Origin of the sequence: Comamonas flocculans (assembly GCF_007954405.1) — a bacterium.
GTDB classification, from domain to species: domain Bacteria; phylum Pseudomonadota; class Gammaproteobacteria; order Burkholderiales; family Burkholderiaceae_C; genus Comamonas_C; species Comamonas_C flocculans.
The window spans coordinates 974379-990252 of record NZ_CP042344.1 but is presented as its reverse complement, the minus strand read 5'-3'; the positions used below and the strand labels follow the sequence as shown (position 1 = coordinate 990252).

Sequence of the window (15874 nt, the reverse complement as noted above, 5' to 3'; positions counted from 1 at the left end):
GGCTTCGCTGATCGCAGCGCCTTTCTTGATCCGGGGTTCTTGCAGTAGGACTTTTGGGGTTGAGGTGGGGTAGGGTTCGTTAACAACACACAGCCGATAAGCGTGGGCGTTTGGTTGGATGCACCTGCAGTGGTGCGCCTGTCTTGGCGGGGAGAGGGTTTGGCTTTTGTGGTGATGGTGGCGTGCAAGCGCTGGCTCACTGCGGGAGGCGATCTCTCCTTGTGCTCGAGCAAACCAAACGCTCATGAGAAAAGGAAGTGAGGATTCACTTCAATTTCCGTTTTTGAGTGAGCAAAGCAAAGAGATCGAACTGTAGAGTTTGATCCTGGCTCAGATTGAACGCTGGCGGCATGCCTTACACATGCAAGTCGAACGGCAGCGCGTCCTTCGGGATGGCGGCGAGTGGCGAACGGGTGAGTAAAGCATCGGAACGTGCCCGGTAGTGCGGGATAGCTCGGCGAAAGCCGGATTAATACCGCATGAGATCCGTGGATGAAAGCAGGGGACCCCTTGTGGGCCTTGCGCTACTGGAGCGGCCGATGTCGGATTAGGTAGTTGGTGGGGTAAAGGCCTACCAAGCCTGCGATCTGTAGCTGGTCTGAGAGGATGATCAGCCACATCGGGACTGAGACACGGCCCGAACTCCTACGGGAGGCAGCAGTGGGGAATTTTGGACAATGGGGGAAACCCTGATCCAGCCATGCCGCGTGCAGGATGAAGGCCCTCGGGTTGTAAACTGCTTTTGTACGGAACGAAAAGTTCTTCTCTAATACAGGAGGGCGATGACGGTACCGTAAGAATAAGCACCGGCTAACTACGTGCCAGCAGCCGCGGTAATACGTAGGGTGCGAGCGTTAATCGGAATTACTGGGCGTAAAGCGTGCGCAGGCGGTCTTGCAAGACAGTGGTGAAATCCCCGGGCTCAACCTGGGAACTGCCATTGTGACTGCAAGGCTGGAGTACGGCAGAGGGGGGTGGAATTCCGCGTGTAGCAGTGAAATGCGTAGATATGCGGAGGAACACCGATGGCGAAGGCAGCCCCCTGGGCCTGTACTGACGCTCATGCACGAAAGCGTGGGGAGCAAACAGGATTAGATACCCTGGTAGTCCACGCCCTAAACGATGTCAACTGGTTGTTGGGGATTCATTTCTTCAGTAACGAAGCTAACGCGTGAAGTTGACCGCCTGGGGAGTACGGCCGCAAGGTTAAAACTCAAAGGAATTGACGGGGACCCGCACAAGCGGTGGATGATGTGGTTTAATTCGATGCAACGCGAAAAACCTTACCCACCTTTGACATGGCAGGAATCCTTCAGAGACGAAGGAGTGCTCGCAAGAGAGCCTGCACACAGGTGCTGCATGGCTGTCGTCAGCTCGTGTCGTGAGATGTTGGGTTAAGTCCCGCAACGAGCGCAACCCTTGCCATCAGTTGCTACGAAAGGGCACTCTGATGGGACTGCCGGTGACAAACCGGAGGAAGGTGGGGATGACGTCAAGTCCTCATGGCCCTTATAGGTGGGGCTACACACGTCATACAATGGCCGGTACAAAGGGCAGCGAAGCCGCGAGGTGAAGCCAATCCCATAAAGCCGGTCGTAGTCCGGATTGCACTCTGCAACTCGAGTGCATGAAGTCGGAATCGCTAGTAATCGTGGATCAGCATGTCACGGTGAATACGTTCCCGGGTCTTGTACACACCGCCCGTCACACCATGGGAGCGGGTCTCACCAGAAGCAGGTAGCCTAACCGCAAGGAGGGCGCTTGCCACGGTGGGGTTCGTGACTGGGGTGAAGTCGTAACAAGGTAGCCGTATCGGAAGGTGCGGCTGGATCACCTCCTTTCTGGACATATACAGAAAAAAACGCAAGAGCAAAAGCAAGGCAGGAGCCACGCAGCGCTGCGCAAGCGCTGGCCAGGCGCCCACACTTATCGGTTGTTGGACAGCACAAGGGGTGTGTGTCGCCAGCGGTCCGGGCCCCCGGTGGGCTCGCATGCAGTTTGACCGATTGGGGTCTGTAGCTCAGCTGGTTAGAGCACCGTCTTGATAAGGCGGGGGTCGTTGGTTCGAGTCCAACCAGACCCACCAATCCCTGGGCACAAAAGATCGTGACAACAATGAACGATCAAGATTGCGGATGACAGGCAAGGCGTGAGGAAGGGCAAGTAGCAGAGCGTGCTACACAGCCGGCCGAGCAACGCAGCATGGCGCCCGCCAAGGGGGATTAGCTCAGCTGGGAGAGCACCTGCTTTGCAAGCAGGGGGTCGTCGGTTCGATCCCGTCATCCTCCACCAACGCACACACGGGCGTGCAGTGGCAATCTCAAAGCAAGACAAGAGCCTGCTTTGACATTGGCATATGCCAAGAACTGGAAGCTGCAAGGCTTCCCGGCTGTTCCTTAAAAATTCACAGAGTCGAATCAGCGCTGCTGATGGAAAGCATCCGAGAGGATGCGCCGTGCCATCGGCGGCAAGAATTTGATTGCGTCAAAACGAACACGAGATTCGAAAGAAAATCTGTTCAAGTAATGACGAATGGTTCTCGAGGGCACTGCCAGAAATGGTAGAGCCAGGAAGAAAGATTCGCGTTACGGCATGAAACGCGCGAGGTGCGAGACCTCGCAAGTTGACTTGAAAGCAAACCTTGGGGCTGCAAGGCTTCAAAGTTATAGGGTCAAGTGAACAAGAGCATGTGGTGGATGCCTTGGCGATGATAGGCGAAGAAAGACGTGGTAGCCTGCGAAAAGCTTCGGGGAGCTGGCAAACGAGCTGTGATCCGGAGGTCTCTGAATGGGGAAACCCACCCGATGAGGGTATCGGCATCTGAATACATAGGATGCACGAGGCAAACCAGGGGAACTGAACCATCTCAGTACCCTGAGGAAAAGACATCAACCGAGATTGCGAAAGTAGTGGCGAGCGAAATCGCAGCAGCCTTCTAGAGATAGTCAAGCGGTTAGCAAAGCGGCATGGAAAGGCCGGCCATAGTGGGTGATAGCCCCGTATGCGAAAACCGTTTGGTGGTACTAGGCTAGAGACAAGTAGGGCGGGGCACGAGAAACCCTGTCTGAACATGGGGGACCATCCTCCAAGGCTAAATACTCATCATCGACCGATAGTGAACCAGTACCGTGAGGGAAAGGCGAAAAGAACCCCGGGAGGGGAGTGAAATAGATCCTGAAACCGCATGCTTACAAAAAGTCGGAGCCTCGCAAGGGGTGACGGCGTACCTTTTGTATAATGGGTCAGCGACTTACATTCAGTGGCAAGCTTAACCGAATAGGGAAGGCGCAGGGAAACCGAGTCCGAACAGGGCGTTTTTAGTCGCTGGGTGTAGACCCGAAACCAGGTGATCTATCCATGGCCAGGATGAAGGTGTTGTAACAGGCACTGGAGGTCCGAACCGACTGGTGTTGCAAAACCAGCGGATGAGCTGTGGATAGGGGTGAAAGGCTAAACAAACCTGGAAATAGCTGGTTCTCTCCGAAAACTATTTAGGTAGTGCCTCGCGTATTACCTTCGGGGTAGAGCACTGTTTAGGCTAGGGGGTCATGGCGACTTACCAACCCTAGGCAAACTCCGAATACCGAAGAGTACAGCGCGGGAGACAGTGCACCGGGTGCTAACGTCCGGACACAAGAGGGAAACAACCCAGACCGCCAGCTAAGGTCCCTAAAATTGGCTAAGTGGGAAACGAAGTGGGAAGGCTAAGACAGTCAGGATGTTGGCTTAGAAGCAGCCATCATTTAAAGAAAGCGTAATAGCTCACTGATCGAGTCGTCCTGCGCGGAAGATGTAACGGGGCTCAAGCCAGTTACCGAAGCTGCGGATGCACAGTTTACTGTGCGTGGTAGGAGAGCGTTGTGTAAGCCTGTGAAGGTGTCTGGTGACGGATGCTGGAGGTATCACAAGTGCGAATGCTGACATGAGTAGCGTTAAAGCGGGTGAAAAGCCCGCTCGCCGTAAGCGCAAGGTTTCCTACGCAACGTTCATCGGCGTAGGGTGAGTCGGCCCCTAAGGTGAGGCAGAGATGCGTAGCTGATGGGAAACGGGTCAATATTCCCGTACCGCTCAATGGTGCGATGTGGGGACGAAGAAGGTTAGCTCAGCCAACTGTTGGACATGTTGGTTCAAGCCTGTAGTCGTGGTCCTTAGGCAAATCCGGGGATCTGAGATGAGGGGTGATAACGAGGGCACTTGTGCCTGAAGTGAGTGATACCCTGCTTCCAGGAAAAGCCACTAAGCTTCAGCCATTGACGACCGTACCGCAAACCGACACTGGTGCGCGAGATGAGTATTCTAAGGCGCTTGAGAGAACTGCGGAGAAGGAACTCGGCAAATTGATACCGTAACTTCGGGAGAAGGTATGCCGCGAGTAGGTGATGCCTGTACAGGTGGAGCCCAAAGCGGTTGCAATAAATCGGTGGCTGCGACTGTTTAATAAAAACACAGCACTCTGCAAAGACGAAAGTCGACGTATAGGGTGTGACGCCTGCCCGGTGCTGGAAGATTAAGTGATGGGGTGCAAGCTCTTGATCGAAGTCCCAGTAAACGGCGGCCGTAACTATAACGGTCCTAAGGTAGCGAAATTCCTTGTCGGGTAAGTTCCGACCTGCACGAATGGCGTAACGATGGCCACACTGTCTCCTCCGCAGACTCAGCGAAGTTGAAATGTTTGTGATGATGCAATCTCCCCGCGGAAAGACGGAAAGACCCCATGAACCTTTACTGTAGCTTTGTATTGGATTTTGAACGGATCTGTGTAGGATAGGTGGGAGGCTTTGAAGGGTGCTCGCTAGAGTGCCTGGAGCCAACGTTGAAATACCACCCTGGTGCGTTTGAGGTTCTAACCTTGGGCCCTGATCGGGCTTGGGGACAGTGCATGGTAGGCAGTTTGACTGGGGCGGTCTCCTCCCAAAGCGTAACGGAGGAGTTCGAAGGTACGCTAGTTACGGTCGGACATCGTGACGATAGTGCAATGGCACAAGCGTGCTTGACTGCGAGACTGACACGTCGAGCAGGTGCGAAAGCAGGACATAGTGATCCGGTGGTTCTGTATGGAAGGGCCATCGCTCAACGGATAAAAGGTACTCTGGGGATAACAGGCTGATACCGCCCAAGAGTTCATATCGACGGCGGTGTTTGGCACCTCGATGTCGGCTCATCTCATCCTGGGGCTGTAGTCGGTCCCAAGGGTATGGCTGTTCGCCATTTAAAGAGGTACGTGAGCTGGGTTTAAAACGTCGTGAGACAGTTTTGTCCCTATCTTCCGTGGGCGCTGCAGATTTGAGGAGACCTGCTCCTAGTACGAGAGGACCGGAGTGGACGCACCGCTGGTGTACCTGTTGTCACGCCCGTGGCATCGCAGGGTAGCTATGTGCGGAAGAGATAAGCGCTGAAAGCATCTAAGCGCGAAACTCCCTCCAAGATGAGATCTGCCGGGGGCTAGACCCCCCTGAAGGGTCGTTGTAGACCACAACGTTGATAGGCTGGGTGTGCAAGAGCAGCAATGCCCGCAGCTAACCAGTACTAATTGCCCGTGAGGCTTGACCCTATAACCTTGAGGCCCATAACCAAAAACCCCAAGGTACATGCCAAAGACACAATCAAATTCCCAACCGATTCGACTGCTGTGAATCAGCTGCACAAAAAAGGCACCACAACGCCCCCCCGTGCAGCTACCCTTTACGCCTGATGACAATAGCAAGCCGGAACCACCCCTGCCCATCCCGAACAGGACCGTGAAACAGCTTCGCGCCAATGATAGTGCGGAATCCCGTGTGAAAGTAGGTCATCGTCAGGCACCATTTGATCAACAACCCCCTGCCCGTTTACAATGGCAAACGACAGGGGGTTTGGTTTTTTCTGGATACCCGAGACGTGCAATTGGCGGATGCGCTTTATTCCCAGGGTTTCGGAACTCGCCGGTACTGCCGCGCGTTGATCGAGAGCGGCCGTGTTGCGCTCCATGGGCGAGGTCCGGCGCCGCATACCGTGCGGGAGCCCGGCCAGGAGGTGGACGAAGAAGGCCTGGTGCTGCGCGTCGAAGGCCAGGATTGGCCGTTTCAGCGCAAGGCCTATCTGATGCTGCACAAACCGGCCGGCACCGAGTGCTCCCAACGGCCGCGGGCCCACCCCAGCATCTACAGCCTGCTGCCTGCACCGCTGCGCCAACGGCCGGTGCGGGGCGGCACGCCGGGCGTGCAGGCGGCCGGCCGCTTGGACCAGGATACGACCGGGCTGCTGCTCTTGAGCGACGATGGGCAGTTTTTGCACCGCATGAGCTCGCCCCGGCACCATGTGCCCAAGCGTTACCGGGTCTGGACGCGGCACCCGGTCGACACGCGCCAGACCGATGCGCTGCGCGCTGGCGTGGTGCTGGATGATGATCCCGGGCCGGTGGCCGCCGCCGCGTGCGAGGCTTTGGCCGAGCGCGTGCTCGATCTGACCCTTACCCAGGGCAAATACCACCAGGTCAAACGCATGTTGGCTGCCGTCGGCAATCGTGTCGAACGGCTGCATCGCGTGCAGATCGGCGCGCTGGCTTTGCCGGACGATCTCGCACCCGGCCAGTGGCGCTGGCTGGACGCCGAACAATTGCGCCTGGCTGGCACCGCGGCGCTGCCCTGATTTGGCCTGCGGTCGCGGCCTCCCTAGAATCGGACTGGCGGCCCCGCTCCCGGGGCCTGTTCGAGACTATGTCCGTAACCTACACCATCAGCGACCTGGCGCGCGAGTTCGACCTGACTACGCGTGCCATTCGTTTTTACGAGGACATGGGCCTGCTGCGGCCCACGCGTTCCGGCCCTGGCGGACGTTCGCGCGTGTACAGCGGGCGCGACCGCACGCGCCTGAAGCTGACGCTGCGCGCCAAGCGGCTGGGCCTGTCGCTGACCCAGGCCAAGGAAATCATCGATCTGTACGAGAGCCCGCGCGACACCGGCGCCCAGCTGCGCAAGTTCCTGCAGGTGCTCGGGCAGCATCGGCGCGAACTGGAAGCGCAGATGCAGGATCTGCAGGCCAACCTGGACGAGGTGCAGGAGCACGAGCGCGAGGCCCTGGGTCTGCTGTCCAGGCTGGCGCAGGCACAAGAAAGAAATGCCGGATAATTGACGTTTACGTAAACGTAACTTAACTGCCGGCATCGCCCGGCTTTCAGGAGGACACCATGGCGACTGCACACTCTCTGCCGGGCCTGAACTTTCAGTTGGGCGAGGACATCGACGCGCTGCGTGACGCGGTGCGGGACTTCGCGCAGGCCGAGATCGCGCCCCGGGCTGCCGAGATCGATCACAGCGACCAGTTTCCCATGGACGTCTGGCGCAAGCTGGGAGATCTGGGCGTACTGGGCGTCACGGTGCCCGAGCAGTATGGCGGCGCCAACCTCGGGTACCTGGCGCACATGATTGCGATGGAGGAAATCTCGCGCGCCAGCGCTTCGGTGGGTCTGTCCTACGGCGCGCACAGCAACCTGTGCGTGAACCAGATCAACCGCAACGGCAGCGAGGCGCAGAAGGCCAAATACCTGCCCAAGCTGGTTTCCGGCGAGCACGTGGGCGCGCTGGCGATGAGCGAGCCGGGTGCCGGTTCGGACGTGATCAGCATGAAGCTCAAGGCCGAGGACAAGGGCGGCTACTACCTGCTCAACGGCTCCAAGATGTGGATCACCAACGGGCCGGACGCCGACACCCTGGTGGTCTATGCCAAGAGCGAGCCTGAGCTCGGTGCGCGCGGCGTGACCGCTTTCCTGATCGAGAAGGGCATGAAGGGCTTTTCGATCGCGCAGAAGCTCGACAAGCTGGGCATGCGCGGCAGCCATACGGGCGAGCTGGTGTTCCAGGACGTGGAAGTGCCGGCGGAGAACGTGCTGGGCGGCGTGAACAACGGCGCCAAGGTCTTGATGAGCGGTCTGGACTACGAGCGCGCGGTGCTCACCGGAGGGCCGCTCGGCATCATGCAGGCGGTGATGGACAACGTCATCCCCTACATCCACGACCGCAAGCAGTTCGGCCAGAGCATAGGGGAGTTCCAGCTCATCCAGGGCAAGGTGGCCGACATGTACACCGTGCTGCAGGCGGCGCGCAGCTTTGCCTACACCGTGGCCAAGAACCTCGACATGCTCGGCAAGGACCACGTGCGCCAGGTGCGCAAGGACTGCGCCAGCGTCATCCTCTGGTGCGCCGAAAAGGCCACCTGGATGGCGGGCGAGGGCATACAGATCCATGGCGGCAACGGCTACATCAACGAATTTCCGCTGGGGCGCCTGTGGCGCGACGCCAAGCTTTACGAGATTGGCGCGGGCACGAGCGAGATTCGCCGCATGCTGATTGGCCGCGAATTGTTCGCGGAAACCTGTTGAGCAGCAGTTCTGCCCGAAAACCCATAGGAGAGGCTTGATGCCTACGACGAATATTGCCGATCTGTTCGAGAACAACCGCGCCTGGGCGGCGCAGATGGAGAAAGAGCGCCCGGGCTTCTTCACCAAGCTCAAGGCGCAGCAGAAGCCGCGCTACATGTGGATAGGCTGCTCGGACAGTCGCGTGCCGGCCAATCAGATCTCGGGCCTGGAGCCGGGCGAGGTCTTCGTGCACCGCAACATTTCCAACGTGGTGGTGCCCACCGACCTGAACTGCCTGTCGGTGGTGCAGTACGCGGTGGACCAGCTCAAGGTTGCGCACCTGATGATCGTCGGCCACTACGGCTGCGGCGGCGTGCTGGCGGCGCTGCAGGACCAGCGCATCGGCCTGGCGGACAACTGGATCCGCCACGTGCAGGACGTGCGCGACAGGCACCTGGCGCTGCTGGAAAAGACCCCGGTGCAGTGGCGCCACGACGTGCTGTGCGAGCTCAACGCCATCGAACAGGTGGTGAACATCGCGCACTCCACCGTGATCCAGGATGCCTGGGCGCGCGGACAGAAGCTCGAACTGCACGCTTGGTGCTACGGCCTGAGCGATGGCTTGATCACCGACCTGAAGATGTCCGTGCCCAGCGTCAACGGGCTGCAAGCGGCCTACCGCGACGCCGTCGCGCTCGTAGGCACGCGCGGGCGCGGCTGAACTGCTGCCGGCGGGGCGCGCCATGCCTTCCGAGCGCCTCGATGCCCCGCAGGCCTGGGAGATCGCCCGGGCCATGGTCGATGGCTTCAACCGGCACTACTCGCTGTTTCGGCTGGAATCGGCGCGCGCCAAGCACCGTTTTGAAACACGGGACTGGCACGGCCAGCAGCGCGCCCAGCGCGAGCGCATCGAGTTCTACGATCTGCGCGTGCTCGAATGCGTGCGCCGGCTGAACAAGGAGTTCGATGCCGCCAGCCTGCCCATGGCGCTGTGGCACCAGGTCAAGCTGCATTACATCGGCCTGCTGGTGGAGCACCGCCAGCCCGAGCTGGCCGAGACTTTCTTCAACTCGGTCACGACCAAGATCCTGCACCGCACGCACTTTCACAACGACTTCATCTTCGTGCGCCCGGCGGTGAGCACCGACTACCTGGAAGACCACGCCAGGGACGCGCGCCCCAGCTACCGCGCCTACTACCCGCAGGCACAAAGTCTGCGGGAGACGCTGCGGCGCATCGTCGAAGACTTCGATCTGCAATGTCCCTTCGAGGACCTGGAGCGCGACATGGCGCTGGTGCACTCGGCCCTGGCGCCGCGCATTGCGGCCTTCACGCTGCGCGCCAACTTCCAGATCCAGGTGCTCGCCAGCCTGTTCTATCGCAACAAGGGCGCCTACCTCGTGGGCAAGGTGATCAATGGCTATGCCGAACTGCCTTTTGCCCTGCCCATCCTGCACGCCGAGGACGCCCGCCTGTACATCGACGCGATGCTGTTTGGCGAGGACGACCTGCTGGCGCTCTTCAGCTTTGCCCGCGCCTACTTCATGGTGGACATGGACGTGCCCAGCGCCTGCGTGCAGTTCCTGCGCAGCCTGATGCCGAGAAAGCCCGTGGCCGAGCTGTACAACGCCATTGGCCTGGCCAAGCAGGGCAAGACGCTGTTCTACCGCGAGTTCCTCTCGCACCTGAAGCATTCCAGCGACCAGCTGCGCATCGCGCCCGGCATCAAGGGCACGGTGATGCTGGTGTTCGACCTGCCGAGCTTTCCCTACGTGTTCAAGCTCATCAAGGACAGGTTTGCGCCGCAAAAGGAGACCACGCGCGCGCAGGTGCAGTCCAAGTACCTGCTGGTCAAGCACCACGACCGCGTCGGCCGCATGGCCGACACGCTGGAATACAGCCTGGTGGCGCTGCCGCGCGAGCGTTTTTCCGACGAGCTGATGGCCGAGCTGCTGGCCGAGGCGCCCAGCCAGATCGAGCTCAGCGAACGCGACGGGCGTGAAGAGGTGATCATCCGCCACCTCTACATCGAGCGGCGCATGGTGCCGCTGAACCTGCATCTGAAAGAGCTGCTGGACGCCGGAATCGAGCGGCCCGAGGTCGGCGCGCAGCTCGAGCGCGTCGTCATCGAATACGGCAAGGCGCTCAAGGACCTGGTGGCGGCCAACATCTTCCCGGGCGACATGCTGTGGAAGAATTTTGGCGTGACGCGGGGCGGGCGCGTGGTGTTCTACGACTACGACGAGATCGAGTACCTGACCGATTGCCGCTTCCGCGCCGTACCCGAGCCGCGTACCGAAGAAGAAGCCTTGTCCGGCGAGGTGTGGTACCCCGTCGGTCCGCGCGACGTGTTTCCCGAGACCTTTGCGCCCTTCCTGCTCGGCCATCCTGCCGTGCGGGACATTTTTTTGCGCCACCATGGTGAGCTGCTCACGCCCGAATACTGGCAGGCGCACCAGGAACGCATACGCCAGGGCCACCTCTATGATGTTTTCCCCTATGGCGTGGAGCGCCGCTTCGATACGCACCGCGTCGCGGTGTGAGACTTTCCGTTGATTCCCTCAGGAGATTGAAAATGCAAGATCCCATCGTCATCGTCGGTGCCGCCCGTACTCCCATGGGCGCCTTCATGGGCGATTTTTCCGCGCTCGCCGCGCACGACCTGGGCGGCGCGGCGATCAAGGCCGCCGTCAAGCAGGCCGGCATCGCCCCCGAGAAAGTGGACGAGGTGCTGTTCGGCAACTGCCTCATGGCCGGGCAGGGCCAGGCGCCGGCGCGCCAGGCGGCGCACAAGGCGGGGCTGCCGCGCAGCACCGGGGCGGTGACGCTGTCCAAGATGTGCGGCTCGGGCATGGAGTGCGCCATCCTCGCGCACGACCAGCTGGTGGCCGGCAGCCGCGACGTCATGGTCGCCGGCGGCATGGAAAGCATGACCAACGCACCCTATCTGCTGCAAAAGGGCCGCGGCGGCTACCGCATGGGGCACGACAAGGTCTATGACCACATGATGCTCGACGGCCTGGAAGACGCCTACGAGCCGGGCCGCTCCATGGGCACCTTTGGCGAGGACTGCGCCGCCAAATACCAGTTCACGCGCGAGCAGCAGGACGCGTTTGCGGTCGAGAGCGTCAAACGTGCGCAACACGCGGCGCAAAGCGGCGGCTTCGACGCCGAAATCGCCCCGGTGAGCTTTACCACACGCAAGGGCGAGGTGACGGTGTCTATTGATGAAGGCCCGGCCAAGGCCAGGCTGGACAAGATCGCCTCGCTCAAACCCGCGTTCAAGAAGGACGGCACGATCACCGCAGCATCGAGCTCCAGCATCAACGACGGCGCGGCGGCGCTGGTGCTGATGCGCGAATCGACGGCCAAGGAATTGGGCTGCAAGCCGCTGGCGCGCATCGTCTCGCACGCCACGCACGCGCAGGAGCCCAACTGGTTCACCACCGCCCCGATCGGCGCGACCGAGAAGGCGCTGAAGAAGGCCGGCTGGAGCGTGGCCGACGTCGACCTCTGGGAAGTGAACGAGGCCTTCGCCGTGGTGCCGATGGCGCTGATGCGCGACCTGGAGGTGGCGCACGAGAAGGTCAACGTCAACGGCGGCGCCTGCGCGCTCGGCCACCCGATCGGTGCCAGTGGCGCGCGCATCATGGTGACGCTGCTGTATGCGCTGAAGGCGCGCGGCTTGAAGAAGGGCCTGGCCACGCTGTGCATAGGCGGCGGTGAGGCCACGGCGGTAGCGCTGGAAGTACTTTAGTATTTATTTGATAGCTGCTGGCGCTTGTCCACCAAGGGTTTGCGCCACTTTTTATTGGAAATACGGCGATGGCCAGGGTTTTGATAATGGGGGCTTCGCGGGGCTTGGGGCTGGAGCTGGCGCGCCAGTACCTCGCCGCGCGCGATGAAGTGTTTGCCACGGCGCACAGCGACGCGGGCGTTCAGGCGCTGCAGGGGCTCGGCCTTGCGCCGCTGCGCCTGGACGTGCGCGACGCGGCCAGCGTGCAGCAGTTGGGCGAGCGGCTCAAGGGCGAAAAAATCGACATCGCCTGGCAGGTGGCCGGCGTGATGTGCAGCCGCCGCGACGCGCGCCATGCGCCCAGCCTGCAGGAGTTCGATCGGGTGATGCACACCAACGTGCTGGGCGCGATGCAGACCATTCCCGTGGTGGCGCCGCTGGTGGAAGCGACGCAGGGGCGCTTTGGCTTCCTCACCAGCATCATGGGGCAGGTCGGCAGCGCCAGCGCCAGCAACGCCTGGCTGTACCGCACCAGCAAGGCAGCGCTGAACATGGCGGTGGCCTCGGCGCGGCACAGCTACCCCAGGGCCTTGTTTGCGCTGTTTCACCCCGGCTGGGTCAAGACCGACATGGGCGGCGAGAAGGCCCCTTTGGGGGTGCGCGACAGCGCGACGCGGCTGCGCGTGACGCTGCAGAGCGCGGGCGCCGCCGACAATGGCGCGTTCTTCGACGAGGAGGGCGCGCGCCTGGGCTCCTGGTAGCGGCGTTCAGTGCGCGCCAGGCGGCGTGCCGGCCGGCTTCGGCGCATCACGAATCAGCAGCTGCGCGGCGCGCGCCGCCTGCACGTAGATGCCGGGCAGCTGGTAGCCGCGCCGGGCCAGGGGCTGCAGCCCCACGCCGACCGCGAAGTCCTCGCTGTCCTGCGGCGCGGGCAGCGCCGCGTCGTGCAGGGATCGCAGCGCCAGGCGCCCGGCCTGCTCGCCCAGGCCTTCGGCCGAGGGCGCGATGGCTAGCGCCCCGCCGCCCTGCACGAAGCGCTCGCGCACGCTGATGGCCAGCGGGCCGGCGTTCGCCTCGGTCCAGCGCGCAACCTCCAGCGAATCGACGACGCCAGGCTCGCCCGCCGAGCGCGGCATGCCGGCAAAGCTCAGCACCAGCAGCACGTCGGCCTTGCCGTCCGCGTCACGCACCGCCTGCTGCCACTGGGCGTAGGTGTCCACCAGTTGCACCGGCGCAAGCAGGTGGCGCTGCCAGTCGAAGGCCTGAACCTGGTCGCGCTCGACCTCGCCCGTGGGGTCTGCCATGCCCAGCGCCTGAATGCGCAGCGGCCGTCCTTCCAGCACCTCCAGCAGGTCGCGGATCTGCGCCAGCGGCAGCAGCTCGCGCACGCCGGTGACGTTGGCCGCGCCCGGGTAGCCAAAGCGCTGCGGGTCTTCGCCGGTGGCATAGACCAGGCGCTGCGCCCGCGGGTCCTCGGAGACGTAGCGGTAGCCCAGCCACTGCTGCGCCTCTTCGCCGACGATGAGCAGCACGTCGGGCTTCCAGGAATTGACCACCGCGCGCGCCCGGGCGCTGGCCGCCTGCCATTCCGCGCTGCTCTGCACCTCGGCGTCGGAAAAGCTCATGTAGTGCCAGCGCACGGCCAGCGGCTGGCGGTTGCCGGCCAGCGCGCGCCGCACGCCGCCGTCGAACAGCTGCTCCCAGTTCCCGTCCTCGGAGGAGGTGTGCAGCACCAGCAGCCGCGGCTTGGCGTGGTTGAACGCGATCAGGAGCGCAAACAGCAGCAGCACGAAGGCGCACAGGCAGGCGACGAGGATGCGGCGCGGCGTCATCCGTCCAGCCCCAGCCAGCGCCACCAGGGAATGCTGGCAAACGCCAGCAGCACGCGCACGCCGTTGAGCCACCAGGCGTAGCGAAAGAACAGGCCTTCATCGCAGCGCTGGCGCATGCCCGCGCCCTGCAGCTGCGCAAACGAGGACTGCTGGTGGGGCATGAACCAGATGTCGGAAAACAGCGAGGTCAGGAACACCACGATCCACGGGTGGATGCCGTTGGCCAGCCCTATGGGCAACAGCAGCGTGGCCGCAAGAACCATGCCGGCCGTCGTCGGCAGCGCCAGGCGCAGCGCTACGGTGACGAACAGCGCCAGCAGCGTGAACCAGACCAGGTCGCCGTGGATCCAGCCCAGCAGCGGCATCAGCACCTGCAGCATGGCCTTGTCCAGCTGCAGGTAGCCGATGGCGTCGGTGAAGCCGTCCAGGCACAGCAGGAAGAAGATCGTGGGCCAGTCGATCTTGCTCTGGAAGCCGCTCTTGTCCAGCAGGCCCAGCACCATCAGAGCGACCAGCACCAGCCCCGCCAGCCAGGCGGCCTGCGACTGGTGCCACTGCGGCAGCGCCGCGCCCAGCACGAAGGTGGTGAAGGCCAGCGCCGCCGCCCATTCCGCCGGCTGCAGTGGCCCGAGCGTGGCCAGCTGCGTGCGGATGCGCGCCAGCGGCAGGGCCGTGCGCTGGCCCGGCTGCCAGGCGCGGCGCATGACGAAAAAATGCACCAGCATGAAGCCCAGCGCCACCACCGCCGCGCCCAGCAGCCAGGTGATGCCCTGGAAGTTCAGCCGCACCTGCGCGGGCAGCATCGCGAAGGCCGCGAGGTTGGAGCTCTTGGCCGTGAGCAGCAGCGGCGAGAACAGCGTCGCGCCGGTGAAGGTGGCCACCACCAGCGCGCTGGCCTCGGGTGAATGGTTGCGCGCGCCCAGGCTCGCGTCCATCTCCTTGTACAGCGGCAGCATCAGCGCCAGGCGCGCGTTGGACGACGGCATGACGATGGACAGCACCATGCCGAAGAAGGTCAGCGCCGAGCGGTGCCAGAACGGCGTGTCCGGCAGGCGCAGCAGCGTCCAGAGCATGAGCCGGTAAGCGAGCCCTGAAGCCACCACCACGGCCGACACCGCATAGACCCCGAGCAGCAGGATGAAGGTGCGTGAATAGAACCCGTGCAGTGCCACGCGCGCCGGCACCAGCTCGATGAACAGCATGGCGACGACGGCGATCAGCGGCGGGATGTATTCGTCCACCAGCGCAAACAGCCACATCAGCGCGGCCATGGTGAACAGGCCCAGATAGACCGCCGCCTGCGGGGTGAGCCCGGCCCGCTGCCCCATCCACCAGGCCAGCGGCGACAGCAGCATGGTGGCGAGCCACCCGAGCAGTGCCTTCCAGGGCAGGGGCGCGTCCGCCAAGGCACCGCCCGCGCCGGCAGTGGGGGCGGCAGGCGCGGGCGGCGCCAGTTCCCCCAGGGAGCGGGCCAGTTCCGCCAGCGCAGCCGACTTCAGCTGCGGCCGGCTGGCCAGCAGCGTGCGCAGCGCGCCGCGCTCCAGGCGCAGCGCGCTCACGTCGGTCAGCGCCGTGGCGCTGGCCAGGTAGCGGTTGTCGCTGGCGGTGCCGTCGGCGAAGGCCTCGGCGCCCAGGCCGTCGCCCGGCCCGGCGGTCTGCGAGCGGGTGCTGGACAGCTTGGCCGTGCCGGCGGTGATCCAGTAGTAATGCTCGGACGGCGCGCCGGCCTCGAACAGGCGCTCTCCCGCCTTGAACTGGCAGGCCGTGGCGGCCGCCAGCAGCCGCGCGTGGTCCAGCCGCGAACAGCGGGCAAACAGCGGATGGGCGCGCAGCAGGGCGGCAGTGTCGGCGGGCATGGGCGTCGGGCAAAGGCGGCCGGGCGGACTCGCAAGGCGGGGGCAATCCTACAGTCCCCGGGCGCCGTCTGGCAAAGCGTGGCGCGGCCGCTGCGGTGCTGTGAAAGAATCGGCC

General features: G+C 62.7%; 9 protein-coding genes, 2 tRNA genes and 3 rRNA genes. 12 read left to right on the top strand and 2 right to left on the bottom strand.

Annotated features, from left to right (window positions below; genetic code table 11):
- Positions 1 to 307 precede the first annotated feature (307 nt).
- The 12 genes from FOZ74_RS04880 (at position 308) to FOZ74_RS04825 (ending at position 12832) form a co-directional block, all read left to right on the top strand.
- Positions 308 to 1841: ribosomal RNA gene (locus tag FOZ74_RS04880) — 16S ribosomal RNA — on the top strand.
- Between the two features lie 168 nt (positions 1842 to 2009).
- Positions 2010 to 2086: transfer RNA gene (locus FOZ74_RS04875), tRNA-Ile, on the top strand.
- Positions 2087 to 2216: 130 nt separating this feature from the next.
- A tRNA-Ala gene (locus FOZ74_RS04870) sits at positions 2217 to 2292 on the top strand.
- A 377-nt stretch (positions 2293 to 2669) separates the two neighbouring features.
- Positions 2670 to 5551: ribosomal RNA gene (locus tag FOZ74_RS04865) — 23S ribosomal RNA — on the top strand.
- A 136-nt stretch (positions 5552 to 5687) separates the two neighbouring features.
- Positions 5688 to 5800: ribosomal RNA gene (gene rrf, locus FOZ74_RS04860) — 5S ribosomal RNA — on the top strand.
- The 16S, 23S and 5S rRNA genes sit together here with 2 tRNA genes alongside, the layout of an rRNA operon.
- 77 nt (positions 5801 to 5877) lie before the next feature.
- Positions 5878 to 6627 (top strand): pseudouridine synthase, encoded by a 750-nt coding sequence (locus tag FOZ74_RS04855; RefSeq protein WP_146914080.1) that lies wholly within the window; start codon positions 5878 to 5880, stop codon positions 6625 to 6627.
- 68 nt (positions 6628 to 6695) lie between these two features.
- The gene (locus FOZ74_RS04850) at positions 6696 to 7106 is read left to right on the top strand and encodes a MerR family transcriptional regulator (protein ID WP_146912012.1); all 411 of its coding nucleotides are present in this window, start codon (positions 6696 to 6698) and stop codon (positions 7104 to 7106) included.
- A 59-nt stretch (positions 7107 to 7165) separates the two neighbouring features.
- The gene (locus tag FOZ74_RS04845; RefSeq protein WP_146912011.1) at positions 7166 to 8356 is read left to right on the top strand and encodes an isovaleryl-CoA dehydrogenase; all 1191 of its coding nucleotides are present in this window, start codon (positions 7166 to 7168) and stop codon (positions 8354 to 8356) included.
- A 37-nt stretch (positions 8357 to 8393) separates the two neighbouring features.
- Complete coding sequence (gene can / locus FOZ74_RS04840) at positions 8394 to 9056, top strand: carbonate dehydratase (RefSeq protein ID WP_146912010.1); 663 nt, start codon at positions 8394 to 8396, stop codon at positions 9054 to 9056.
- A 22-nt stretch (positions 9057 to 9078) separates the two neighbouring features.
- The gene (gene aceK, locus FOZ74_RS04835) at positions 9079 to 10878 is read left to right on the top strand and encodes a bifunctional isocitrate dehydrogenase kinase/phosphatase (protein WP_146912009.1); all 1800 of its coding nucleotides are present in this window, start codon (positions 9079 to 9081) and stop codon (positions 10876 to 10878) included.
- 32 nt (positions 10879 to 10910) lie between these two features.
- Positions 10911 to 12092 (top strand): acetyl-CoA C-acyltransferase, encoded by a 1182-nt coding sequence (locus FOZ74_RS04830; RefSeq protein ID WP_146912008.1) that lies wholly within the window; start codon positions 10911 to 10913, stop codon positions 12090 to 12092.
- Positions 12093 to 12178: 86 nt separating this feature from the next.
- Positions 12179 to 12832, top strand: a complete 654-nt coding sequence (locus FOZ74_RS04825; protein ID WP_255437796.1) for an SDR family NAD(P)-dependent oxidoreductase — start codon at positions 12179 to 12181, stop codon at positions 12830 to 12832.
- Between the two features lie 6 nt (positions 12833 to 12838).
- Here the strand turns inward: FOZ74_RS04825 and FOZ74_RS04820 are convergent, their stop codons facing one another.
- Both FOZ74_RS04820 and FOZ74_RS04815 read right to left on the bottom strand, forming a co-directional pair.
- Entirely contained in the window at positions 12839 to 13903 is a 1065-nt protein-coding gene (locus FOZ74_RS04820) for a hypothetical protein (RefSeq protein WP_146912006.1), read from the bottom strand.
- On the bottom strand, positions 13900 to 15759 hold the full coding sequence (locus FOZ74_RS04815; RefSeq protein ID WP_146912005.1) for an SLC13 family permease: 1860 nt from the start codon (positions 15757 to 15759) through the stop codon (positions 13900 to 13902). The genes FOZ74_RS04820 and FOZ74_RS04815 overlap by 4 nt, the downstream gene beginning before the upstream one ends.
- Positions 15760 to 15874 lie beyond the last annotated feature (115 nt).

What these genes read in the sequence shown, in the direction of transcription:
- FOZ74_RS04850 (WP_146912012.1), top strand. Translation starts at nt 6,696, where the DNA reads ATGTCCGTAACCTACACCATCAGCGACCTGGCGCGCGAGTTCGACCTG.
- FOZ74_RS04845 (WP_146912011.1), top strand. Translation starts at nt 7,166, where the DNA reads ATGGCGACTGCACACTCTCTGCCGGGCCTGAACTTTCAGTTGGGCGAG.
- FOZ74_RS04815 (WP_146912005.1), bottom strand. Translation starts at nt 15,759, where the DNA reads ATGCCCGCCGACACTGCCGCCCTGCTGCGCGCCCATCCGCTGTTTGCC.
- FOZ74_RS04830 (WP_146912008.1), top strand. Translation starts at nt 10,911, where the DNA reads ATGCAAGATCCCATCGTCATCGTCGGTGCCGCCCGTACTCCCATGGGC.
- can (WP_146912010.1), top strand. Translation starts at nt 8,394, where the DNA reads ATGCCTACGACGAATATTGCCGATCTGTTCGAGAACAACCGCGCCTGG.
- FOZ74_RS04820 (WP_146912006.1), bottom strand. Translation starts at nt 13,903, where the DNA reads ATGACGCCGCGCCGCATCCTCGTCGCCTGCCTGTGCGCCTTCGTGCTG.
- FOZ74_RS04825 (WP_255437796.1), top strand. Translation starts at nt 12,179, where the DNA reads ATGGGGGCTTCGCGGGGCTTGGGGCTGGAGCTGGCGCGCCAGTACCTC.
- aceK (WP_146912009.1), top strand. Translation starts at nt 9,079, where the DNA reads ATGCCTTCCGAGCGCCTCGATGCCCCGCAGGCCTGGGAGATCGCCCGG.